This is a genomic window from Aneurinibacillus sp. Ricciae_BoGa-3, from assembly GCF_028421645.1.
In the GTDB taxonomy this organism is placed as follows: Bacteria; Bacillota; Bacilli; order Aneurinibacillales; family Aneurinibacillaceae; genus Aneurinibacillus_B.
The window spans coordinates 391,001-415,852 of record NZ_CP116888.1; the positions used below are offsets into that span (position 1 = coordinate 391,001).

Annotated in this window: 20 protein-coding genes; 16 read left to right on the plus strand and 4 right to left on the minus strand. The window is 37.2% G+C overall.

Going from position 1 to position 24,852, the window contains the following annotated elements; translation table 11 throughout:
* Positions 1–33: 33 nt before the first annotated feature.
* Both PP175_RS27560 and PP175_RS27565 read right to left on the minus strand, forming a co-directional pair.
* Complete coding sequence (locus PP175_RS27560; RefSeq protein ID WP_272443409.1) at positions 34–438, minus strand: type II toxin-antitoxin system PemK/MazF family toxin; 405 nt, start codon at positions 436–438, stop codon at positions 34–36.
* 27 nt (positions 439–465) lie between these two features.
* Positions 466–789, minus strand: a complete 324-nt coding sequence (locus PP175_RS27565) for a hypothetical protein (protein ID WP_272443410.1) — start codon at positions 787–789, stop codon at positions 466–468.
* A 291-nt stretch (positions 790–1,080) separates the two neighbouring features.
* Here PP175_RS27565 and PP175_RS27570 point away from each other — a divergent pair, with 291 nt between their 5' ends.
* Positions 1,081–2,988, plus strand: a complete 1,908-nt coding sequence (locus tag PP175_RS27570; protein ID WP_272443411.1) for a DNA gyrase/topoisomerase IV subunit B — start codon at positions 1,081–1,083, stop codon at positions 2,986–2,988.
* A 640-nt stretch (positions 2,989–3,628) separates the two neighbouring features.
* Here PP175_RS27570 and PP175_RS27575 read toward each other — a convergent pair.
* A complete protein-coding gene (locus PP175_RS27575; protein ID WP_272443412.1) occupies positions 3,629–4,225 on the minus strand; it encodes a hypothetical protein in 597 nt (198 codons plus the stop codon).
* A 614-nt stretch (positions 4,226–4,839) separates the two neighbouring features.
* Between PP175_RS27575 and PP175_RS27580 the strand changes: the two genes are divergently transcribed.
* From PP175_RS27580 to PP175_RS27630, 11 genes are all read left to right on the plus strand, one after another.
* Complete coding sequence (locus PP175_RS27580) at positions 4,840–7,029, plus strand: DNA gyrase/topoisomerase IV subunit A (RefSeq protein ID WP_272443413.1); 2,190 nt, start codon at positions 4,840–4,842, stop codon at positions 7,027–7,029.
* 161 nt (positions 7,030–7,190) lie between these two features.
* Positions 7,191–8,057 carry a hypothetical protein gene (locus PP175_RS27585; RefSeq protein WP_272443414.1) on the plus strand — a complete coding sequence of 289 codons (867 nt, stop codon included), beginning with the start codon at positions 7,191–7,193 and terminating at the stop codon, positions 8,055–8,057.
* Positions 8,041–8,652, plus strand: a complete 612-nt coding sequence (locus PP175_RS27590) for a crossover junction endodeoxyribonuclease RuvC (protein ID WP_272443415.1) — start codon at positions 8,041–8,043, stop codon at positions 8,650–8,652. Before PP175_RS27585 ends, PP175_RS27590 begins: the two co-directional genes overlap by 17 nt.
* Positions 8,649–10,046 (plus strand): hypothetical protein, encoded by a 1,398-nt coding sequence (locus PP175_RS27595; RefSeq protein ID WP_272443416.1) that lies wholly within the window; start codon positions 8,649–8,651, stop codon positions 10,044–10,046. The genes PP175_RS27590 and PP175_RS27595 overlap by 4 nt, the downstream gene beginning before the upstream one ends.
* A gap of 50 nt (positions 10,047–10,096) precedes the next feature.
* Entirely contained in the window at positions 10,097–10,909 is an 813-nt protein-coding gene (locus tag PP175_RS27600; protein ID WP_272443417.1) for a hypothetical protein, read from the plus strand.
* A 179-nt stretch (positions 10,910–11,088) separates the two neighbouring features.
* Positions 11,089–11,625: a hypothetical protein gene (locus PP175_RS27605; RefSeq protein WP_272443418.1), complete on the plus strand. Its 537-nt coding sequence runs from the start codon at positions 11,089–11,091 to the stop codon at positions 11,623–11,625.
* A gap of 58 nt (positions 11,626–11,683) precedes the next feature.
* Positions 11,684–12,289 carry a thymidine kinase gene (locus PP175_RS27610; RefSeq protein ID WP_272443419.1) on the plus strand — a complete coding sequence of 202 codons (606 nt, stop codon included), beginning with the start codon at positions 11,684–11,686 and terminating at the stop codon, positions 12,287–12,289.
* A 252-nt stretch (positions 12,290–12,541) separates the two neighbouring features.
* Positions 12,542–12,988, plus strand: a complete 447-nt coding sequence (locus PP175_RS27615; protein ID WP_272443420.1) for a single-stranded DNA-binding protein — start codon at positions 12,542–12,544, stop codon at positions 12,986–12,988.
* 141 nt (positions 12,989–13,129) lie between these two features.
* Positions 13,130–14,572, plus strand: a complete 1,443-nt coding sequence (locus PP175_RS27620) for a CHC2 zinc finger domain-containing protein (protein WP_272443421.1) — start codon at positions 13,130–13,132, stop codon at positions 14,570–14,572.
* A 126-nt stretch (positions 14,573–14,698) separates the two neighbouring features.
* The gene (locus PP175_RS27625; protein WP_272443422.1) at positions 14,699–16,348 is read left to right on the plus strand and encodes an AAA family ATPase; all 1,650 of its coding nucleotides are present in this window, start codon (positions 14,699–14,701) and stop codon (positions 16,346–16,348) included.
* Positions 16,349–16,453: 105 nt separating this feature from the next.
* Positions 16,454–18,868, plus strand: a complete 2,415-nt coding sequence (locus tag PP175_RS27630; RefSeq protein ID WP_272443423.1) for a vWA domain-containing protein — start codon at positions 16,454–16,456, stop codon at positions 18,866–18,868.
* A 60-nt stretch (positions 18,869–18,928) separates the two neighbouring features.
* Here PP175_RS27630 and PP175_RS27635 read toward each other — a convergent pair whose 3' ends face one another.
* On the minus strand, positions 18,929–19,522 hold the full coding sequence (locus tag PP175_RS27635; protein WP_272443424.1) for a hypothetical protein: 594 nt from the start codon (positions 19,520–19,522) through the stop codon (positions 18,929–18,931).
* Positions 19,523–20,247: 725 nt separating this feature from the next.
* Between PP175_RS27635 and dnaE the strand changes: the two genes are divergently transcribed.
* The 4 genes from dnaE (at position 20,248) to PP175_RS27655 (ending at position 24,760) form a co-directional block, all read left to right on the plus strand.
* Entirely contained in the window at positions 20,248–23,442 is a 3,195-nt protein-coding gene (gene dnaE / locus PP175_RS27640) for a DNA polymerase III subunit alpha (protein ID WP_272443426.1), read from the plus strand.
* The gene (locus PP175_RS27645) at positions 23,399–23,998 is read left to right on the plus strand and encodes an OB-fold nucleic acid binding domain-containing protein (protein WP_272443427.1); all 600 of its coding nucleotides are present in this window, start codon (positions 23,399–23,401) and stop codon (positions 23,996–23,998) included. Before dnaE ends, PP175_RS27645 begins: the two co-directional genes overlap by 44 nt.
* Before the next feature lie 63 nt (positions 23,999–24,061).
* A complete protein-coding gene (locus PP175_RS27650; protein ID WP_272443428.1) occupies positions 24,062–24,358 on the plus strand; it encodes a hypothetical protein in 297 nt (98 codons plus the stop codon).
* Between the two features lie 117 nt (positions 24,359–24,475).
* Positions 24,476–24,760 carry a hypothetical protein gene (locus PP175_RS27655; protein WP_272443429.1) on the plus strand — a complete coding sequence of 95 codons (285 nt, stop codon included), beginning with the start codon at positions 24,476–24,478 and terminating at the stop codon, positions 24,758–24,760.
* Positions 24,761–24,852 lie beyond the last annotated feature (92 nt).

The window sequence follows — 24,852 nt, forward strand, 5'->3', positions numbered from 1 at the left end:
TGATTGATTTTAACAGAGCCTTTTTTTGATGTATTATTTCGCTTGATTATTCAAGCCTAAACTTACTCGCAATTTTTCATTTATGTCTTCAACCCTTTGATGGGGGAGTCTAGAAACTCTCCGAATCAATCGCTTTTTGTCTATGGTTCTGATTTGCTCTAATAAAATCAGGGAATCTTGGGGTAGGCAAGAAACTTCTTTTTCGATTACCAAGTGGACAGGTAAGTCTAATTTTTTATTCATGGAGGTGATTAAGCAGACAATCGTGGTTGGACTGTATTTATTGCCAATATCATTTTGCAAAATTAACACAGGGCGAACGCCATTTTGTTCAGAACCAACGCCTTCCGAGCCAATGTTTGCAAAATAAATTTCTCCTCGTCTGACGACTTTAATTTCTTCTCGTTTAATTGCTTCTTGTTGTATGACAGCGTTCATTGTACATCTTGTGCCTCCTTTCATTGTTTATTTCTTCGTGTGTTTGTCATTGTTTAAATCTCCGAAATCTTCTTCTTGTGCAAATAAAGCATTTAGGCTCAGAAATAAAGAAAGCGTGACGGGGAGGAAAAACATGTTATTGTGTATGAGGAAAAAAGAAACGAAGATGAATGCAACCGATAGCAGATTTAGAATGGTCATCATTCGGGCTTCTTTGAAATACTCTTTTTTGATACTCTCAGGGAATATTTGAAAGTGTTTTTTCTTTTTGCTTAATCGAACCAGCGAAATAATGGCTAAAACGGTTGCAATTACTATCAAAATTCCTTTTACAATGAGTAAAATACTCAAATGATTAAAACCCCCTTCTTTTCATTGACTATATAATAATATTATAATTATTATTGACTATATGCAATATAAATATAGTTTAATTCTGTTTTGTTTATTAAACATGCTAAAAGTTGATTTTCCGATTGAAAGAAAATATAATTTACGAGAAAAAACGGTTTATAAAGCCATGAGAACAATAAGGAGACTTATCCAAATCAAAAGGACATACGATAAGCCAAGCGAATATTTCTATACCAAAAAAACTATATGAAATAGAAAACGAGATAAACGGGAAAGGAGAGAAAATGAATGAGTGATTATAACGGTAGCTCCGTTCGAATATTAGAAGGATTAGAAGCGGTTCGTGTCCGACCAGGGATGTATATTGGTAGCACGAATTCAAGGGGATTGCACCACCTTGTTTGGGAAGTGGTAGACAACTCGATTGATGAAGCCCTTGCGGGATATTGTACGGCAATAAATGTGTGGTTAAAGAAAGATGGTTCCATTACGGTTCTGGATAACGGAAGAGGCGTTCCTGTGGATAGACATCCCGATAAGTTAATCGCTACAGAACGTATTCTTTTTACTGTCTTGCATGCGGGAGGTAAATTTGACAATGACACGTATAAGGTGTCAGGTGGTTTGCATGGTGTGGGGGCTTCTGTTGTCAATGCGCTATCAAGCTGGTTAGAAGTTGAAGTTTATCGGGATGGTAAACTGTATCGGGATAGATATGAAAAAGGAGGCAATCCCACTGTCGATTTAGTCGATGGGCTTCTGGTTCCCATTGCTGATACAGACAAAAGAGGAACAAAAGTTTCGTTTAAACCTGATGACACTATTTTTGAAACGGTTGAGTTTAAAGCAGACATTATTAAAAAGCGTTTACGAGAATTATCCTTCCTCAATAAAGGGCTTTTGCTCACCTTTGAGGATGAAAATACGGGTGAAAAAGTTGAGTATTATGAAGAGGAGGGGATAGTCGGTCTTGTTCGTGAACTCAATAAAACGAAAGACATCTTAAATGATGATGTGGTATACGTAACAAGTAAATCCAATAACATTGAAGTGGAAATTGCATTTCAGTATACGAATGAGTTTACAGAAACCATCCTTTCTTACTGCAATAATATCAATACGGTTGAAGGCGGAACGCATGTCAGTGGTTTTAAAACTGCTTTTACCCGTATCATCAATCAATATGCAAGAGAAATTGGCGCACTAAAAGAAAAAGAGGATAACTTTGAAGGAAAAGATGTCCGAAACGGGATAACCGCAATTGTTTTGGTAAAACATCCGAATCCGCAATACGAAGGTCAAACCAAAACAAAATTAGGTAACTCCGATGCAAGGGGAGCCGTTGATGAAGTATTTAGCGTGGAGAGTCAAAAATTCTTTGATAGAAATATTGAAACGTTAAAAAGTATTATCGATAATGCAATGAAGGCTTTGAAATTAAGAAAAGCCGAAGAAAAAGTACGTACAAATCTCCTTGCCAATAGTAAGCTTGCGGGAAACGGAAAATTAGCCTCTGCAAGTAGCAAAAATCCAGACGAAGTGGAACTCATTCTGGTTGAGGGTGACTCTGCTGGTGGCTCTGCAAAACAAGGACGGGACAGAAGTTTTCAGGCTATTCTTCCGTTGAGAGGAAAAGTTTTAAACGTAGAGAAAAAAGAGGTTGCCAAAGTTATCTCAAATACTGAAATTCAATCCATTATTAACGCAATCGGTTGTGGATTTGGTGAGGGATATGGCGATGATTTTGACATTCAAAAGCGAAAGGTTAAAAAAGTTATTATCCTAACCGATGCCGATGTGGATGGAAGTCATATTCGCACCTTGCTTTTGACTTTTTTCCACCGTTATATGCCTGAACTCATATATGAGGGGCTAATTTATAGAGGGGTTCCGCCGCTTTACAAAGTGACGAGTGGAAAAGAGGTTCGTTACTGTTATTCGGATAGGGAGTTAGAAGAACTCAAACCGAAACTAAAAGGTAAAATCGAAATCCAGCGGTATAAAGGGTTAGGGGAAATGAACCCTGAACAACTTTGGGAAACGACATTAAATCCTCAAACTCGCCTGTTAAAGCAAATCACCATTGAGGACGCTGTGATGGCTGATGAAATCACGAACGTATTGATGGGGGATAAGGTTGAACCCCGTCGAGATTTTATCTACGAAAATGCCTTGTTAGCTGAAATTGATTTATAATATCCTGTGTTGTTAGAGCATGGGGGATAATCTCCATGCTCTTTTATTTTGTATTTCATTCATAAAAAATAAAAATAAACAAGAAAAACATCTAATTAAGGAAAAAAATGATAGAACTAGTTCATACTTATTCTTACTTTATCTCAAATTATTTCTTTTCTATAAAAGGAGGGCAGTACCCACAAATTTGGATGGCATCAAAAGGACTTAAACCATTTTTGTATTCCACAGTCAAAAGTAAAAAATTAGACTATAGTCGAAATTTCTCATAATTCCCGTGATAATACACTATAATAATATTTTATTTTTTAAAGAGGAGGGGTTATCCTTGAAACAGGAAAACAAACAAAAAAAACGAACCAAACCGTCATTAAAGGTGTTAATGGGTACGTGCAATTGATAAAAATCAAATTCAATTTGATTCCGTAACTTCTGGACTCAACAAGTTGGAAACAGCAGTAAATGGGTGTTAAATGTAAAATAACGAATGAAAATAGAAAAGACCATTCGGATTATTGTTTGTGACATACCTTCTACAAATAAAATGTGTAACATTAAATGACTGTTCCTATTGTAACTAATGATTCATGTCTTTTTATATCTTTATGTTTACAGAGTACCGATGGTCTTTTTTGCTGAATTATCGATGTTTAACATGGGTTTTTAGCAATTTGAGTATGGAATCACTGAATTTTTTATCGTCTCCACGTTTGTATGCCTCGATAAAGTTAATCCATATGCTTGCCAGCATTTTTTCCACAGTCAAAGAATGTCCGTATAACTCGTCCAATTCCATCAATAATATTTCACCTTTTCGTATGGAGGACTTGTCCATGTCAATTTCATAACGGGTTTTATTGTATCCCTTTGGTTGATAGTGGGTCACTTTTCCATTGTTGACGATTTCGAGGGGTTCCTCGTTCAAATAGGATTTGTGTAATGTTCGATAAATTTTCATAGGGTCATATTTTTCAATCGAAGAATCCAAGAAGTTAAAATACAACAGCATAATAAACTCCTGAATACCGATTTGCTCTGGCGGTTCGTATTTTCTATTAAAGTATTCACACAGCATTTCGGTTCTTAATCCAACAGTAGTCGGAACTTGTACGTAGAGTGTTGGACTTACCTCTTCTTCTATTCCGATAAAATGACTGATGAAAGAGAGTAAGCCGTTCTTTTTACGATTGCGCAAATAGTGTTGTCCCAATACATTGACTTGGCTATAGGCTCTCATTTTTATCTCCTTATCAAAAATGATATGTTACAAGATATGTGCGATTGGAACAAACTATGTATAAATATTGATAGAAAGGCAACACTATGGATAAATGATACGGAAAATGCAAGGAGGATTTTGATGTTTGGAAAGCGAAAAAAACTTGATAAGGAAACAAAAGAAGTACATAAATTGTTGAAAAAATTAAAGAAAAAAACGACCATTAAAATAAAATCAGTCACACATTACTAAACATAAATGTGAGGATAGAGAACGAAAACAAGACCTGATACGAAAAGGTCTTGTTTTTTTATGTTCCGAATTTATGATAGGTCTATGATAGGTCTATGATACAATGGGAAGTACTCTCATAGGGTTATGAAACGAACACGATGAAATGAAATGAGAGACAAAAGAGGGCAGGACAACCATGTCTGATACCGTAAAATAAAATTGACAGTAAGTTTATAGAAAAATATAATGATGGATAATGTATTATAAACAGAAACGACAACACATAGGATATAACCTATTTTAGATAGACCTGAAAGGAGTGCGTTTAAAAAATGCCAAAGAAAACGAACCTCGCTCTGCGAGATGAAAATATACAAAAAGTTGTTTACGATGACGAAATGAAACAATCCTTTATCGACTATGCCATGTCGGTTATCACCCAACGGGCGTTGCCCGATGTTCGAGATGGATTTAAGCCTGTTCATCGACGGGTTCTTTATGCAATGGATGAATTGGGCTTAGACCCATCCAAATCTTTTCTTAAAAGTGCGAGGATAGTCGGGGATGTACTTGGTAAATATCATCCACATGGCGACTCGGCTGTTTACGAAACAATGGTTCGGATGACGCAAGATTTTAGTATGTTGCTTCCCCTGGTGCAAGGACATGGAAACTTTGGTTCCATAGATGGTGACAGTGCCGCCGCAATGCGGTATACCGAAGCAAAGTTATCGCATCCTGCAATAGAAATGCTAAAAGACCTAGAGAAAAAAGTAGTCGATTTTCAGGAAAACTACGATGGTAAATTGAAAGAGCCTGTTGTTCTTCCTGCTCGTTTTCCAAACTTACTGGTTAACGGAGCAAGTGGAATTGCGGTAGGAATGGCAACAAGTATTCCTTCTCATAATTTAAATGAAGCCATTAAAGGGATTTTGCATTACATTGATAACCCTGATATTACTGTAGCAAAACTCATGAAACACATTAAAGGTCCTGACTTTCCAACGGGTGGTATTATCATCAATAAAAATGAACTGCTCAATATTTATGAGACAGGTACGGGTAGAGTCCGTATTCGCTCTAAACTAGAAATCGAGAATGCGGGATACGGGAGAAGCAATGTTGTTATTACAGAAATCCCCTATACTCAAGCAGGAAACAAAACGAAGTTGATTGAGAAAATGGAGGAGTTGGCTAGAGATAAGAAGCTGGATGAAGTTTCCGATATTCGAGATGAATCCTCCAAAGATGGCATACGTATTGTTTTAGAGGTTAAAAAGGGTGTCGATATTGACGATTTTCTCAATAAACTCTATAAAAAAACCGCCTTGGAAGATACCTTTAAAGTGAACTTTCTCGCTCTGGTCGATGGAAAGCCCCAAATTTTAAATTTAAAACAAGTGATTCACCATTTTGTTGAATTCCAAAAAGAAATCACCAGAAAAAAACATGAATATCTTTTAGCAAAAGCGAATAACGAACAAGAAGTTTTGGAAGGTTTAATTAAAGCGCATGATATCATCGATTTAATTATTGAGATTTTACGTGGAAGTAAAGATGTGAAAATGGCGAAAGCTTGTATGATGCAGGGTGTGACAGATGGTATCGCCTTTCGAACAAAGAAATCAGAAAAAGAAGCATCCAAACTTAACTTTACGGAAAGACAAGCTGATGCCATTTTGGATATGCGCTTACAGAAGTTGATTAGTTTGGAATTGGACAAACTCAATGCGGATTACCAAGAAATTCGTGGAAACATAAAAGAATACGAAGATATTTTGGGAAATGAGAGTACGCTACTTAACGTCATCAAAGATTATCTACAAGAAATTGCGAAGAAATTTGGACAGAAAAGAAAAACGCAGATTGATGAAATAGAAGTTGTGCAATATGTTGAGAAATTCAAAGAAGAAGAGTTATATGTACTCATGGATAGATTCGGCTACATTAAAACAACGGATGTTACCAATTACAATCGGTCTAGTGATGATACGGTGAAAGAGTTTAAGCATACATTCCTTACGATGAATACAGACAAACTGTATCTCTTTACCAAAGAAGGAAATCTTCACACCGTGAAATTAGCAGATGTTCCAAAAGGAAAAGTTAAGGATAAAGGGGTTCCGATTCAAACGATAACAAAGTTAGGGAAAGAAGAAGAGGTGTTGGTTGAATCATTCCAAAGCATTGCAGATAAAAAGCTCATGTTTATTACCAAACAAGGGATGGTCAAATGGCTAAATGGAAGTGAGTTTGATACCAATCGAAGTATGAGTAGTGCTACGAAGTTAGAAGAAGGAGATGAATTGCTATCGGTTCAGGTGATAGGAGATGTTAAAGATTACTCTCATATTGTTTTGGTATCCAATAAACGTTTTGCCTTAAAGATAGCCATAGAAGAAATTCCTGAGCTTAAAAAGACCAGCAAAGGCGTCAAAACCATTAGCTTAACTGATGATGATACGTTAAATCAAGTGTATCTTTTACGCTCAGATGATAAAGAATCAGTCGTTGAAATAGATGGGAAAGCTGTTGATTTAGTCTCCATGAAAACGAAGAAACGCAACCAAGTTGGCGTAAAAATTTAAAAAGCGCAAAATCCAACCTATACCCATATGGTATAGGTTTTTTTGTTGTGCTTACATGCGAATCGTTTAAATTGACTATAATCAATAATAAATGTATCATATACTATAAGTTATATTAAGATTTGATTGAGCATTTTCGTGAGAAGGAGGGAGAGAAAAGATTGATTTACGAGATAAAATCCCAAAAATCGTTGGAAGAAATCAGAGAGATGTTGGAATCCCAAACCTTTACGCTGACATATAAAAACGACAATGAAATCGAAGTACATGTTGAAAGTGATTCGGATTTTGATGAATTTACCAACACAGTAGCCTTTTATCTTTCCCATGCGTATTTTCGAGATTATTTACATGAATCACTTGTGAATAGTGGGTTGTCTAAAAAAGAAGCTGAACGAATTGTTAAACAAGCTATGTTAGAGGCATCCCGTTCAACTTATTATTATACATTCACAAGAATATTGGTAAAAGAATACTTCAAGACAATGACATGCTTAAAAATCGAGAGCTTTTACCTGTTCAATATGAAAGGGTACAAAGAGGAAATCAAACGCTATGCCCAAAGATTGGTCAATTTTCACAGTAAGAATGGCTCGTATTTTTCCAACGAAGAAAATGCTAAAGAAGGATATCGGGTAGACACCTATTTTGAAATAATGCGAGAAGAAGGCAAAAAGAATGGTCTTAAAATAGCTGATTTCAAGGAGATACATGTTCATCAGTTAGATAATCGCTTATATATTGAAAACAAAAACGGGGAAACGCTAGACAAAGATTTTTTGTTTCAAAAGTTAGGAATTCGATTGGACTTTAAAGCGAATGAAGTACCTTTAAATCCTGAATTGTTCGAGGGAATGGTTCTCTGTTGTTGCTTGATTGATATTTTCGATGTGTCTAAAGTGGTTTTGCATCGAACACTTACCAAAGAAGCAAAAGATTTGCTGGTTTTTAATATCAATAGTATAAAGAAGCAACGAAACAAACGAATCAAAATCATTATGTGTAATGGCTGTGAGCAATGTGTGTAAGTCCATTCGAGGGATAGGCGTAGACCAAGGAATTGCAAATTGTGGATTTGCTGTCGTCGAGTTAACACCAGAGGATGAACTTAAGATATTGATTTCAGGAACCATTAAAACCTATCCAAAATATGAACTTTCCTCACGAATACAAAAAATCTATGAAACGATTAACCAGTTATCAAAAGACTACAATGTAAGTATATTAGGCTGTGAACGATTATTTTTTAGTCCGAAGCAAAAATCAGATACGAATGCAGGTGGCAGAAACAAATCGGCTTCTATCGTCTACACCAATATGGCAACGGGAATTTTGCATTTGATTGCCGCTCAAAACCAAATCGTTTTTAAAGATTTTGTTCCAGGCACGGTTAAAAAATATGTAGCAGGTAATGGGAAAGCCACAAAAGATGAAGTGAAAGAAGCTGTGGAAAAGCTCGTCATCATGGAAAAAGAGATTGACACAGAACATGAGGCTGACTCCATCGGCATCGGGATAACATCCGTTAAATATAAGCGAGACTTGGAAACGAAAGGAATAGATGAAAAACCTGAAAAACAAAAACGGAAAAGTACCAAGAAGAAAGGAGAGGTAAATGCGTGAATAAAAAGAAAAAAAGTATCGTGATTGGCGTGGGACTTGCCTTATTATTGGGCATTGGGGCGGGAACCTTGTATCTTCATCCCAACAGTCAAAAAACCGATACATCAACTGTGTTAGACCAAATAGGTCAACAAATGGTGAAGAATTTGTTGACCTATACGAATAATGGGATGGTCACCCTGTATGATACGTCAACAGGTAAAGTATTGAGTACATTTGACTTACAAACATTGAGTAAGGGAAAAGTTGTACAGGTTAAACCACCAACTCATCCATCCATTCCTCAATCAACTCCTTCTATTATGACCTTCAAAGATTTTATCCAATTTCCTGTAGCCATAAAACAAGGAGATAAAGCTTGGACGATTCAACAAAAGTTGACACCTAAACGAGATATCTTTACCATGTTGAGTTTTGTTCAGCAAGTAAATGGTAAGACGAACCTTGACCTCATTTATCCTGGCAGTACTTTGATTTTCTTAAAAGAAAAATCAGATGGTCAATCGACAAAAGCCGTTATATCTGCTCAACCTATCACCCCTACGACTAAAAGCACCACCATACAAGAGAAAAGCTATCAATCAGGACAAGCACGTTATCTGTACTCAAAATCTGATGATTTAACCTCACTGTATGCCTTTAATGATACTGAAAAGACTCTTTATCAATTGTCCATGAAGGGTAACAAGATAGAAGCGAAAACACTTCTGACGGTTTCTAATCTGCCGAAGGTTAGCGATTTTAAAGTGGTAAACGGGTATCTATATGTCCTCTTTTCAAATGGACAATCCGTTGAACGAATTGATTTGGCAAATCCTCAAAAAACCAAACAGTATTCCCTTAAAGGAAAAGCGGATGTATGGGCAATCAAAGGAGATTATCTTTACTACACCTTTGGCGATAAGCTTGGAAAAATCAATGGGGAAAATGGTCAGGAAATGGACATTGCCATTGGAGAAAAAGCACAAGACTATTTATTCACCAAAGATAAACTGTTCTTGTTAACGGAATTTGGTTCCAAAATGAACAATTCGGTCTTACTAAAAGTCAATCCAACTGACTTAAAAATAGATGACCTTGTAGAGATGAAGACGAATGTAAACACCCTTTTATCGGAACAACCTGATACACAAAGTGTCTATGTTGGAGAAATCACTTCCCTCAAGGATGTCAACGGAAAAGTCAATAAAACACCAGTCGTCTTGCCTGTAAATCCACACAGTCTGAATAAAGGTACGTACATTAAACATATACCATATGACGGCAAGGGCGTAGAAATTGATGGTTATATTTATGAACACCAAGATGGCAAAGTTGCGGTTTACACTACAAATGGCGATATGGTTAAAGCATTACGTATCGATAAATCCGCAGAATTTATGCCTTTAAAGTAATGGGAGAGTTTTTTCTCTCCTGTTTCTTTTTAAACGAAGGAGGATAACTTTTGAATAACTATCAGAGTGTGAAAATCAGATTTCTAGGAGAAGCTCCACAGCATATCAAAGAAGAAGATTTGTTGGATTATTTTTTGTACACCTTTGAAATGGTTTGGGTTGCACCCGTATTTGATGGATATCGAAATAAAATTAGAACGCACTTTGAAGAACTTTTAACGAAATTACGAAAAAGACATCCCCATTTATCGGTGCAAAAACAATGGTGGTCGTTGGTCTTAATCGCCTTACAGGATTTTGCAGAAAAAGATAGTTTTCCATATGCACATCAAACGATTGGTAAGTTACTAAATAGTTTGGATGAAATGAATGAGGAAGAGTTGACCGATTACTGCAACGACATCAACCATTCCTTTTCGAACGAGTTACCAGAAGTTATCGGTATAAGACCATCGGAAGTTGAAAATTTGCAGTCGGACTCCTATCAAAATGATTATCCTTTGGCTTATTTACTAGATAGGAAGGACAAATTTATCACGTTGTTTGCCCAACACTTAGAGCAAAAAGATATCAAACCGTTATTTATTGGGCGAGTGACGGTAAAAGAAATAAACCGTGAAAAGTTTACGGATTTTTGGAAGACCTATTTTGATATTTTTGTCGGGTACTCCTTGTCCATGTTGGAGATGATGAATCAATCGACTACTGTTACGGAAGAAGAGATTCAAAGCTTCGTAAGACAATCAAATATGGTCTTCCTGATTAATTCAGTGAAAAATGTGTCTAAAATCGATAAATTGAACTCGGATATCACCCAAAGCCTGATGCCGTTATACAACGAATATTTTTTTGGTGTTAAGTAACAAGGCTCTAAGGTTAGGAACCAAACACCACAACAGATAGATAAATCAAATTTTTCCTGTCCCTGCAGTCGTGCAGGGTCTCTTTTTCTCAAACCGCACCAAACCTTCCAATTTTTATTATTTTGAGGGGACTTTCTATAATAATAAAAACATTAAATGAGAGAAAAGGAGGGGAAAATTTGAAAATTATCGACGGAAAGAAGCATTACACCGCTAAAGAAATCGGTATGTTAGTAAACCGAACGCATTTAACGGTTCATTTATGGGATACCTGGAGTAACGAGTTAGCTGAAAGAGGCGACAAGCGGCTGATTCCTGAACCCATTAAAATTGGAAAACAAAAAACGAGATATTGGAGTGAAACAGATGTTTCGTTGATTGAATCGTTTGCGAAGAATATCCAACGAGGTGATTTAGCGGAATTTAGTCAACGACAATGGGGCAATAAAGCGGATAACACGGTTAAAAAACGAAATCACATATCCGATAAAAAAGCAATCAAATCCATAGATGCTAAAAAAGAATTAAATTTGCAGGAAAAGCTCCTTTATTCCTTGATTTTCTTTTTGGATAAATGCCAAGAGGGACAAAGTGTAAACGTTGAAACCCTGCAAAAACATATCCGCTTTGACAAAAAGGCAATTGAAGAAGGTTTGGAAACCCTTATCAATCTCAGTCTAATCGGCAAGACCGAGGATAAATACCTTTTGTTATAACCTGATTGATTATTTTTGACGATGAAAGACCAAAAGAACGGAGCGTGAGAATGTAAGTATGCAGTATTTTGATGGGAATTCAGGTTTCATTACCGTTATTACGGGACCTATGTTTTCGGAAAAATCAGGAGAACTAATTAAGCGTTGCGAGAAATTGGTGAAATATGGCGGTAAAACGGTTAAAGCCTATAAACCAAAAGAAGATACACGATTCTCTGAAGGGGAAATTGTGAGTCGTATTGGGTATCGTCTACCAGCTACCAATATTCCGAAAGAAATTACGAATGAAATCATAGAACAAATTTTACAGGAAACAAAATCCTTTGATGTGGTAGCTTTTGATGAAGTGCAGTTTTTTAATAAGAACATCATGAAATTGGTTGAGGAACTTGCTTATCGAAAGAAGCATGTCATCGTAGATGGGCTAAATATGGACTATCGGGGGAAAGAATTTGGCTATATTGGAGGAATTCTTGCGATGGCAGACGAACCTGTGAAATTAACGGCTTATTGTGCCTGCTGTAAAAAACCAATGGGGGCATTTACGCAACGTTTAGTAAATGGCAAACCCGCTAAGTTAGGTCCCATCGTATTAATCGGGGACAGCGAAAACTATGAACCCCGTTGCCGAAATTGTTTTGTTCCCCCTCATAAAGTGAAATAATCGAGGTACACTTGGAGATTAAAACCCAAGTGTATTTTTTTTGACTACAAAAAAAACGGATGGGAATACTAGATTCATAGGAATCGAAGGTTGCAATTTCCTGTGATTCATTTTATAGTGTATAGGTAATATAATTTTGACTATAGTACATATTTATTGAATCTGAATAAATGGAACCACCGAAACTATAATATAACACATTACGATAAAAACCAGGATTTTGCTAAAAAAGTTTATTAGGAGGTATGTGCGATGCATACGATTGAAAAGGTTATACGAAAAATAAAAGGTGAAGATAAAATCATGGATTTCTTACTCGGCTCTGGAAGATTAACCAGTAATCCACCTGAAATTCGTGAAGTAAACGGATATAAAGTATTAAGTGCCTATGGATTTTCCATGAAGTTCAGCAATGGGCGGGATAAAAAACCCGACTTTTATGGAATTGAGCTTTGGGGAAAAAACGCAGAATATATGAAAGAACTCGGTTACGAAGGTCAATTAATCGAAGTGATTGGTCGCATCGAGGTACGACATTTTCATAATAAAGAAGTAAAAATATTGGTTGTTGAGCGATTTCATTGCTTAGAATATAAACCAAAGGAAGTATCTTTTCAGACTGAAGAAACTTCATTTCAACATTCAAATGGCGATGGAATAAATAAGGAAAAAGATAGTTTTAACGAATTTCCTATTTGATGGCTCCCTACTATAGAAGTCAAACATAGAGAAATTACCTAAACTTTTTTCTACTGTTTGTTTTCTAACCACAAGTCATTTATATAAGCAATCAAATGATTTTTTAACGGGTTAGGCTTTACTTATGAAAGGGGTCGCAACATGGATAAACGCCAATTTGCTGAAGAAGTTATCGAAAGTGTGAGAAGCTTATCATTAGTATCGGTTATCTCAACAAGAATTAATTTACCACGCCAACGAGGTGTAAATATAAAAGCCCTGTGTCCTTTCCACAATGATAGAAGCATTGGCAGTTTTGTGGTTACGGAGAAAAAGGGAATTTGGAAATGTTTTTCTTGCGGAGCGGGTGGTGATGCCATTAAATTTGTTGCAGAATTTGACAGCATCAATTATTTACAATCTGCGTTTAAATTAGCATTAGAGTTCGGAATTATCAGTAATTGGGAATACGAAGAGTACTTTGAGAGAAGAAGATATTCTAGAGAACAAATCCTTAAAATCGAACGCCGATATGAAGAAATCGATAAAAAAAGGTTTGAAAATAATATTGCAGATGAACATACTTTAGATGAAGTTTTTCGTTTGTTTATTGAGCAGGCTCCACTTTCGGATGAACATCGAGAACATTTGTTAACCGAACGGAATTTAACACCAGACGAAATTGAGGAAGGTTTGTATTTCACCTTTCCAACTCGTCATATCCTAAAGGAATTTTCAAAAGCAATCAAGGAAAGATACAATGGAAGCGAAGAAATTCTAACACGAATCCCTGGCTTTTATTATGAAAAAGAAAGCCAACGATTCACTTTTACTAAGCATAAGGGTATCGGTATTGGTATTAAAAATGGCAATGGAAAAGTGGTTGGAATTCAAATTAGGCATGACAAAAACGATGAAAACAAAAATCGATATGTATGGTTTTCTTCTTCATTTGCCAGTAATGATGAAAAATATGAACACGGAACGTCGTCAGGTGCTCCAATTGATGTTGTATACCCCAAAGAAATCAAAAACAATACGGTCTTTATTACAGAAGGTCGGTTTAAGGCGCAAAAAATCGCAACGGAAAAGGGGTCAATTGCGATTTCGGTGCAAGGGGTAGCATCTTGGCGGGGTATCATGAAAGAGCTAAAACGAATTCCAAGTTCACCGATACTGCAACAATGCTTGCCACAAACCAAACAATTCGCCATCCAAGCCATTTTTGTTGCTTTCGATGCGGATATGAACTATAAAGTGCAAGTGTTTACGCAGGCAAAACAGATGACGGATTGCCTGGAAGATAATGAGGAACAAAAATTTCCTGTGTATTATCTCAATTGGGATGATAGTCTTGGAAAAGGAATCGATGACATTTTAAATAGCGAACAACAAACGGCTATTAAACGTTACGATAAGCAAATATGGGACAAGTCCTATGAAAATATGATTGAAGACATCTTGGATAAAGAGGACTATTTGGAAATCAAAGATGTTCCAGAAGAGGTCATTCGGAAGTATTTTCATATGCACATGAATATAGCTCCACTCGGAAAAAACGAGTACTCCGAGAAACACAAAAAGTTAAAGGCACTTCAACGATAACGGAGGAACACACCTCCGTTATTTTTTTACTTTTAGAATCTACAATATAAAAAGTTTATATAAAACAGGTTTTTATACAAAAAATTTTCTAAGTGGGAGATTTTTTATCAGGAGGGAATTTTACTTATGGTAAAGATTTTGGTGACGGTTGTCGGAAACGGCACAAAGGATACTGGAAAGTATAAAGTGGCGATTGGGGATAGGGTTCTATTAAAGAAAGAGCCTGAGAATGAATTTGATGCAAAGGCTATTCATGTATTCTTAGAAGATGAAAGCGAAAGCGTCGGGTATGTGGCGAATAGCCCCAATACCATTCAAGAAAATTGTCAATCGGCTTTACAAATCCATAACTTGTTTGAAATTACAAATTATGCTAAAATTGTAAATAGCACGAAAGTTCGGTATCGGAACGGAAGAGAATCGAATGCCTATATCTGCGAACTTGAAGGAATCGAAGCAAACAACCAAAAAGGGGAGACTATAAACATGGCACAAGAAATCAAATTCAAATTAGCTGGCGGAAAAACGGTATATCCAAATAAATTCAAGTTGGCAGATGAATTAAAAAAAGGAATTCAACCGTCTGTAAAACTAGTCAGTGAAGGCGATAAGATTGTAGCTTACTTTGATAATGGTCTTTGCGGTTATGTAGATAACCGTAAGCAAGATGACATCTACACGGGTGACGAGCTTAAACACTTGATAACCGAAGAAAAAGTAGCCAAAATCACTTCACAAGTGGCGACAAATTTTATCGGAGTCTTACGGCTTGGCGAAAACGAATTAAAAAAGAAAACGGAAGGAAAATCACTAAAAGATGCCATTGATTGGGTAACTTCGGAAGGTCTTGCAACAGCAGACGAAGTACGGGAGCGGGTGACATACATGGAGAAGTTTGGGGTCACGGAAAAACAAATGACCACTCTTTTCCAATCGTATAAAGTGTACGACAGCGAAGTTGCGAAGCGGATTAATAAACCGAAAACCCTGTATCAAGATAGTTCGGGCATCCTCAAAAAAGCCATTGCCTACATGAACATCAAACGGAATCTGTTATTTGAAGGTGACCGAGGCGTAGGGAAAAACGTGTTAGTTGAAACACTATCATGGCTCTACAAGCGTCCGTTGTATGAGTTCTCCGTGAACTCACAACATGATAATAACTCTCTGCTTGGTGGGAAAACGATTGAATCGGAAGTAGGCGAAGATGGAGTTGAGCGTAACAAAATGTCCTATGACCCTGATGTTATTATTCAAGCGGCAGAAGTTGGGGGCATTCTAAACTTTGATGAATTTAACACATCATTTGGACATGTTATGAGCTTGTTTAACTCCCTCTTGGATGACAGGCGCAGAATACAAGTTCCAGGCTATAAAAACATTGTAGCGGATGATAATTTTATGGCGATTTCCACCCAAAATAAGGAATATCAAGGAACGTTTGAGAATAACGAAGCAACGATTGACCGTTTCGTTCCAATTTTGTTTCCTACGCTTAAAAGTATTGAAGATGTATTACAGGTAAAAGTTCCTGGTATCCCATACAGCATGTTATCACAATGCCAAAAATTATTTGCAGGCATTAAAAAGAACGTAGAGGATGGGGAAATATCAGAAAAAGCCATTTCCATTCGTGGATTTATTGATGCTTGTACGGTAGCAGTTGAACAAGACATTCCATTAAAGGATGCTTTGATTGACAACGTTGCGAATAAAGCACTAGACACGGATGAACGAAAAACCATTAGGGATTCGATTGAAGACATCATCGGATAATACTTTCAGAATAAGACAAAAAGGTAGGAGAAATGAAAGCTCCTACCTTCCCCTTATCTTGTCACACATAACAGGTTTATATATACAAAAGGGAGAGATTTACTTATGAATACGACAGCATCGATAAAAGCGATTGAACGGGTACGCCGATTTTTTAATCGTCAAAATGTACACAAGCTGTTAATGGGAAGGGTTAGCTTTTTGGTTCCAGATAGAAGCGATATCAATTTGGTGCTTAATCCTGGTGGTGGCTCTTACACAGATGGGAAAACCGTAACACTAGGGCTTCCTGAGTTGTTTTATGATAAGAGCTATGAAGAAATGTATATGGCGTTATGGGCATTAGCAGGACACGAAACGCAACACATCAATTCTTCTGATTTTACAGCGTTTGTTCAATTCCAAAACGATATGTCAACCTACTTTTCTAAAAATCTTAAACTGCCTGGTTCCTACGGGCAGAAGATAGCAAAGCATGTTGCTAACTCCGTTGAGGATGGACGTATTGAGAAGATTCTTGTGAATCGTCTTCCTGGTTATCTCAAAAAAATACAATTTTTAAATGGTTCCATTCGAGAAGCACAGCCTATTGAGGGCAAATCTGAATTAGGGGATTTCCTCTATACCATCACGATGCTTTCCGTAACGGGTCTTTATCCAAAAGATTACGCCAAGTTTTATAAGGGTACGGAACTGGATGCGAACATCAAAAAAATTAAAAAGGATATCATTACAGGAATAAACGCCGTTAGTTGTAAACAATGTTTGATGGTTTGCCAAGAAATCATCGAAAAAGTTGAGGATTATCTGATTAAATTGATTGGACAACAAAATCCAGAAGATAATCAATTTATCCAGAACATTCCGCAACAGCATGAATTTACAACGAGTGAAGAAAAAGAGCAAAACGCCTCTCGTTCCATATCCACTCACTTCAAGCCTGAAAAGAAAGAGGAAGAACAAGAAGAACCACAAGAAGGTCAAGGTTCGGGTTCTTCTGCAGGCGAGGAAAAAGAGGAGGAGAATAAAGAGGAACAAAAGGGAAAAGGAAAAGGCAAATCCGAGAAAGAGAAATCCGAAAAGGATAAGTTATCGGACGGAGAATCACAAGAAGGGGAACCTTCCGAAGAGAATGAACAGCAGGAGGGGAATCAAGGAGGAAAAGACGAAGAGAAAGAAGAATCGGACGAAGCCAATTCGAAAGAGAACGAAGAAGGTGAAGAGGATTCAGAGGATTCCTCCCGTTCGGAAGAAAACAGCAAGGACGATTCAGATGAACCAGCGAACGGGGAATCGGATAAAGAAACGGATGAAAAATCAGAGGGAGACTTTGGTGAGCAATCAGACGAAAACTCCACTGAAGAATCCACTGAAGAATCCAATAATAAATCCGACACTGATTCGAATAGCGATTCTGACGAAAACTCCAACACTTCGGATGAAGAAGGGAAATCCCGTAACAAACAGCCTCAATCGGAATCTGAATCAGAAAGTCCGTATCCACAAGGCATAGACCAAGATGAAGAGGATGATTTTGAAATCGATGAAGAAGCAATTAGAGCGCGGATGAAAGAAATTACGGATGATGTTCTGGAAGAAGCCAAGCGGAAGATGGAAGAGGAATTTAAAAATCCTAAAACGAAATCCTCAAAGAACAATAAGGACGAAGAAATTTCGCTTGAAGAAGTAAAAGAAATTGAAAACCTCTACCGCAATCAATATGTTCGGCAATTTAAGGAAATTAAGGGCTTCAATCGAACTTTTGCGCTTCCTGCAGATATCAAACGTGAAGGGGCTAAATTCCGCAAAGAAGTTGAGAAGATTTTTCGTAATAAAGAATCCTTGACCTTGCGTGGACAGAAACAGGGCATATTGGATACCACAAATCTTTGGAAGTTTGGTGTAAAAGACTACAACCTGTTTGTAAAACGCACACCACCCATTACAACCGATTATGTAGCGTATCTTCTACAAGATGGTTCGGGTTCGATGGTCTCTAATGAGAAACAGTTTCATTCGGCTAAAGCTTTGTCAGTCATGGAGGAAGGGCTTAAAGGAATTATTCCATTTAAGGTCACAACGTTTTCTGTTCAAGGTGCAGTGATGCACTATACCGCTAAGGACTTCAAAGATAACAGCATGACGAAAAATTACAGTTATAGCTTTCACAGAATGAGACAAGCGAGTGGCGGCAACAAAGACGGATATTCAATTCGAGTGGCTACTGCAGAGCTTATGAAGCGACCTGAAAAAGATAGAATTTTGATTGTGCTCTCAGACGGACTTCCTTCTGATTACAATAAAGGGCAAAGGGAAGGAATGGTAGATGTTAAGCAGGCAGTTAAAGAAGCTAGAGCGAAAGGTATTCATGTTGTTTCGTTAATTTTTGGGACAGATAGTTTCCGTGAAGGAAATATCGACTTGTACAAGTATATGTATGATAAAAACATCATTTCTTGTAGTCCTGAAGAAATTACAAAAAACCTGGTAAAAACACTTAAAAAAATCATTTCGAGATAATTGAGATAAAGAAAAAGAGAGGTTCGAATAATCGACCTCTCTTTCTTTGTGGAAAAAAGTTTATTCCTGATTATGGAGCCTTATCGCTTCTTCACAGAATTGTAAGGCGGTTTTCTTTAAATTCAACAAATCATCTGTTGTTAAGTCTTTAATCATTATGGTTTTCCCGTAATCTTCTCGATTGTCTCCACCATACTTCTTGGATGGTTCCATAGCCCCTATTGTTAACACGTATTCTGACCATTCTTTTGGTGTTTGTTCATGTTGTTGTTTGACGGAGTAATCGTACCGCTCAATTTTATAAAAATACTCCATATCGAAACCAAAACTGTCTTCTAGGATGACTTGCATGTATTTAATGGTTCGCCTAAACCCATTATCTTTTACATCCTCTAACGGGACAGCCTTTTGCATATCAAAATGGATAAGGTGGTCAATGTAATCAGGCAGTTGTTGTACTTTAGGAAAATCCCAGGCTCTGGCTGAAAACAATGTTTTGGTGTTTTGCAAAATTGTGATGTCGTAATAAAAATACATCACATCCTTCATTGTGTTTACTTTTCGCTCCTCGTCATGTTCACCATAAAAAGGCGTAATAGAAGGATTTCCATAACTGATGTATAAGTTACCTTTTTTCCACGTTTTTCTGCTCATAATTAAGTTTCCTCTCCATTCTATTTATTCCCAATTCTTAAACGCTTAATTTTGCATCCACGAAAGAAAGAAGAAGATAACGGCAAGAATTGTCGCAATTCTACTGACTCGCAGCAATAAAGGTTTTGATTGGTTTAAGGCAAAATGTATGAATTCAAGTAGATAAGAAGCGGTGAAGAGAAGGTACATAATTAGGTTGTCCAAGTTGTTCATACTAACCAGCCGAACGACATACCCAACACACATGGAGAATAATACCCATGCCAACCATTTTCGTGACTTTGATACGGTTTCCATAGTAGCCTCGTTTCTTACCGAAATTTAAAGACGCCAATTAGAATAGCAAGGAATAAAAAAAGCATACGGAGGAAGCCATATCGCTTATCGGGATTACCCTGATTGAATTGCCAACAGCAAAATCCACTACCGAAAGACAGTGCTATCAGAAAATAAAACACGCTATGCCAACCATCACGGTGTGTTAAGTAGAATAGGGAAGCCATTAAGGTTCCCATACCAAATGACAAGTTGTAAAATTTTCGCCATTTCGTTACTAATTTCATGATGACCACACACTCCCTTTCGATGTGCTTGATTCAAACCCGATGGTCGCATCCACACAAATAAGATGCGTATGTGAGGTGTAAAATTATTATAGATATGTTATAGACTTTAGTCAATAACTTAAATATAATGATTATATGATAAATCGGGAGGGAAGCACCATGATAGAAATTAAAAATGGGAGTGAAGTCGTTTTAGAAAAAGGTTCGTTTCTGGATGTTATGTTAGAAGATACACATCAACAGCCTTTGCTTACTTTCTCCTCAAATGGAACTAAATTGGATACGGTTGAAGCAGGAGAAGCCCTTAACCTCTTTCAAAGAAGGCAAAAACTCAAAGCGATTGTAAAAGAGATAACCGAAACGGGAATGTCGGTAGAAATTGTTCGATGGGCAGATATTCACCGAAAAAGCGGTTTTAGTTTATTAAAAGCAAGCAGTCACATTAAAGATATCGTGGAGAAAACGGAACATGTCGGAGCGTTAACCGATGAAGGCGTTATGTTTGGTGCGGTGACCTATTACAAGAAGATGAAAGAAGCAGATAAAAAGGCGATTGTTGGATTCGAGGCATTTACAGAATCCATTGATGGCGCACAAGAAGCTCACCACCTTCTCCTGTTAGCAATGAACGCACAAGGCTTTAAAAACCTGACTAAACTAACCACGATGGGTTACGAACACGTTTTTGAAAGCCCGCAGGTCTCTTATGAAATGTTGGAACGGTATGCAGAAGGAGTTATTGCTACTTCTTCCTATTTAGATGGAGAAATTGCAAAATGTCTTCTAAATGGAGACTATGAATCAGCGAAACGAGTGGCGTTAAAATTATCTTCTATTTTTGGAAAAGAGAATTTTTATATTGAAATCCAACGACATGGGGTTCAAGATGAACTGACTCTTAACATGCAACTCATTCGGTTGGCGAGGGAACTCAATTTAAAAATAGTGGGAGCGGTAGAGAGTCATTATACGAATAAGGAAGATGAACTCGCCCATCAAGCTCTCCTTTGTTTACAAACAGGGACCACAATGGATGATAATGACCGCCTGATGTTGCCTGGTGAAGGGTATCACATACATACGGCAGAGGAAATGGAAGAATTGTTTTCGGATATTCCAGAAGCACTGGATACAACCCTTGAAATTGCCGAAAAATGCAACCTGGTTATAGATTTAGATACGGTTTATATGCCTCACTTTCCTGTTCCAGCCCCGTACAAAGATGAAGCCGCTTATTTTGAATATCTGTGTTGGAAAGGGTTTGATGAACGCTTTGAAGGGACAGAAAAACAGTCCAGTGCAGAGTATAGGGAGCGTTTAGAGTTTGAAATCGACACGATTAAAAGCATGGGATTTCCAGGCTACTTCTTAATCGTTTGGGATTTTGTTGATTATGCAAAACGACATGGTATCCTGGTAGGACCTGGTAGGGGGTCGGCATGTGGTTCTCTCGTTGCCTATGCTCTCTATATTACGGAAGTAGACCCCATTGAATATGACTTGCTGTTTGAACGATTCTTAAATCCAGAACGGATTTCCATGCCTGATATTGACTTGGACTTTGATGATAGAAGACGGGAAGAAGTTATTGATTACGTAAAAGAAAAGTTTGGAGCACATGCGGTATCTCGCATTATCACGTTTGGTACGTTAGCCGCTCGTGCGGTTATACGAGACATGACAAGGGTACTGGATAAACCTTATTCATTGGGTGACAAAATTGCGAAATCCATTCCGCAAGCACCTAAAATGACACTCCAAAAAGCCTTCAAGGAAAGCGTGGAATTTTCCAAAATCTATGAACATGACCATGAAGCCAAAGAAATCATTGATATGGCTATGAAGCTTGAAGGATTGCCTAGAAATATTTCACAGCATGCATGCGGAGTTATTATTGCACCTTCAGCAGTCAGTGATTACATTCCACAAATTCTAATCGAGAATGAAGATACAGGTTTAAAAGAGCCAACTACCCAAATCACAATGGCGGAATGTGAAGAATTGGGACTGTTAAAAATGGACTTCTTAGGTCTTCGTACAATGGGTGTAGTGGGGCGTTGTTTAGCGGATGTCAATAAAAGACGAGCTAAAGAGGGCAAAGAGCCTATCAATTTTCTAAACATCCCAACAGATGACTTGCAGGTATATGACTTTATTTCAAAAGGAAATACAGAAGGGGTATTCCAACTGGAATCACCAGGAATGACCTCCTTCATGAAAGAACTTTTCCAAGATGCGAATAAGTATTTAAGCCTGAAAAGTAAAGAGCAACTCAAAGAAATGGGACGACAAATGTTTGAGCGTTTGATTGCAGGTATAAGTCTTTACAGACCAGGACCTATCGATGAAATTCCCCATTATATAGAAAACATGCTAAACCCACAGTATATTACGTACGAAACACCTCAATTGGAAAATATTCTAAAACGGACATATGGCGTCATTGTGTATCAGGAAGAGGTTATGTTTATCGTTAGGGAATTAGCAGGTTTTACGAAGGGGCAAGCAGATACTATTCGTAAAGCAATGGGAAAGAAGAAAAAAGAAATCCTTAATGAATACGAAGCCTATTTCATTCATGGAAGTCAAAAAAAAGGCATCGTAGGCTGTATTGCAAACGGAATTCCAGAAGAAACCGCCAAGAGTATTTGGGCGAAAATGAAGAAGTTTGCTGAGTATGCGTTCAACAAGAGCCACGCAGGAGGTTACGCCGAAATCTCCATTCGTACAGGGTGGTTAGCCTTCTATTATCCCGTTGAATATATGACCGCTACCTTAAACTCGTTTATTACAAAAGCAGACAAAATTAAGCTTTATCTTTCCGTTTGTAAAAAGAAAGGGATTGAGGTGTTGTCACCTGATGTAAACAAATCAAGAGAAGTGTTTACGGTAGATGGAGATGCCATTCGTTTTGGACTCATGGGTATTAAAAACATGGGGAAAGTCTCAACCGATGTTATTGCTGAACGAGATGCTAGAGGAACCTTTAAGGATTTTCAAGACTTTGCGGAACGCATGGCAAAACACTTTAAAGTGGATAAACGAATGCTTGAAGCTCTGGTTTATTCAGGTGCGGTGGATGATTTTGAGGGAACACGAAAAGCTAAATTATCCGTTCTACCTGAGATATTAGATTCAGCATCTATCGAGAAGAAAAATTATCAATCTGGACAATTGGATTTGTTTTCGCTATCCGATGATTTTGCTGAATTTAAACATATTGCCATTCCAGAAGTTGCAGAGTTCGATAAAAAAGTTGAAGTTGGAGAAGGAAAAAGAATTTGCTGGTTTTTATGTAACGGAGCATCCGTTGGACGATTATATGGAATACTTCGTTCGAGAAGGCGTATATGAAATTGGGTTTTTGTCGCATAAGGAAGACGAATCATTCGCAGACGAAAGCAGTGCCGTTGCTTCTTACAATTACGACGGAGAAAAGGTAAAAATAGCAGGTATTATAAAGGAATTAAAGCTTTTTTATACGAAAAAAGACCAAAAACCGATGTATGTGTACTTATTGGAGGATAAATCAGGTGATATGAAATCCGTCGTCTTTAATGACCGCCTCGAACTAAATCAAGACAAACTGGTTGATGGCAAAGTTGTTATTGTCGAAGGTCAACTGAAACAAGATGACTTCGGAATTCAAATTATTGTGCGCAACATGTATGATATCGAAGCTCTAGCTAAAAGTGAAAAACCAAAAGCCATTTGGATACGCCTTATACACAAACAACAGTTTGAAGAAGTCAGCAAAATTTGCAAACAAAATCCAGGAGATTTACCTGTATATCTATACTTCAACGGTAAAGCATTTGAATCCAACGGAAAAATCAATTTAAATTTTGCGACGTTTAGTAAACTTCAAGAACATTTTGGTGAAAATGTCAAAGTGACCTATCACAAATAACCAGTTAGGGATACAAGGTTTGCTTGTATCTCTTTTTATCTAGAAAAAAGGAGAAGAGAAAAAATGAAGTTATTCAGTGGTTTTAGTCGCCAAGAAGTACAGAATCGAATGGAATATGAAATTGTGTTATCGAAATTACAATTGTTAGCGTCTAGTTTGAAAAATGATACGGACAAACCCTCTGATTTAATCCATTGGCAAGAACTCATGACGCAATTAGGAGAAATTCAAGTCAGGCATGTGGACTTTTCATCTCATATTCGAGGAGCCTATCAGACGTTGTACACCCTGTATTTGAAGAAGCACTATCCTGAATTGTTGAATACCAAACTGGAGGCGTTAAAGGACGAGCTATTATAGTAGCAGTTAACCTTACTCTAGGTTGAATGAAATGATTTTCCCTTGAATATAATCAAATATCTATTGTAAATAATTTTGGTGAATGTTTGATTCATATTCACAAGGGAGGATTTACATATGTTCGGATTCTTAAAACAGTCAAAAGCTCAAAAGGTTAATTTACATCAAATTGCAGAAGCGTTAGGACGTAGACATTGGGAACATGAAATGGTAAAAGGAAAACCTGATACCATTGCTGTGTTAGGTAAATACATGAATAAAAGAAGAACATTCCATAAACTATATTTGCAGTTCATTGGGGGAACAGTCAAATTTAGTGACCAACGTGGCTATGTGATTAGTGTCGTTTCCAAAGACAGAATGTATCCCGAAATGATGGATATTCTCAATGTATTACCGTAGAAACCTGAGAAAGTTTATTTCTCAGGTTTCTTTCTTTTTATAGCGCACAAAAAAACGTTCAGTTTTGAACGCTTTCTCTTGTTGTATGGAAA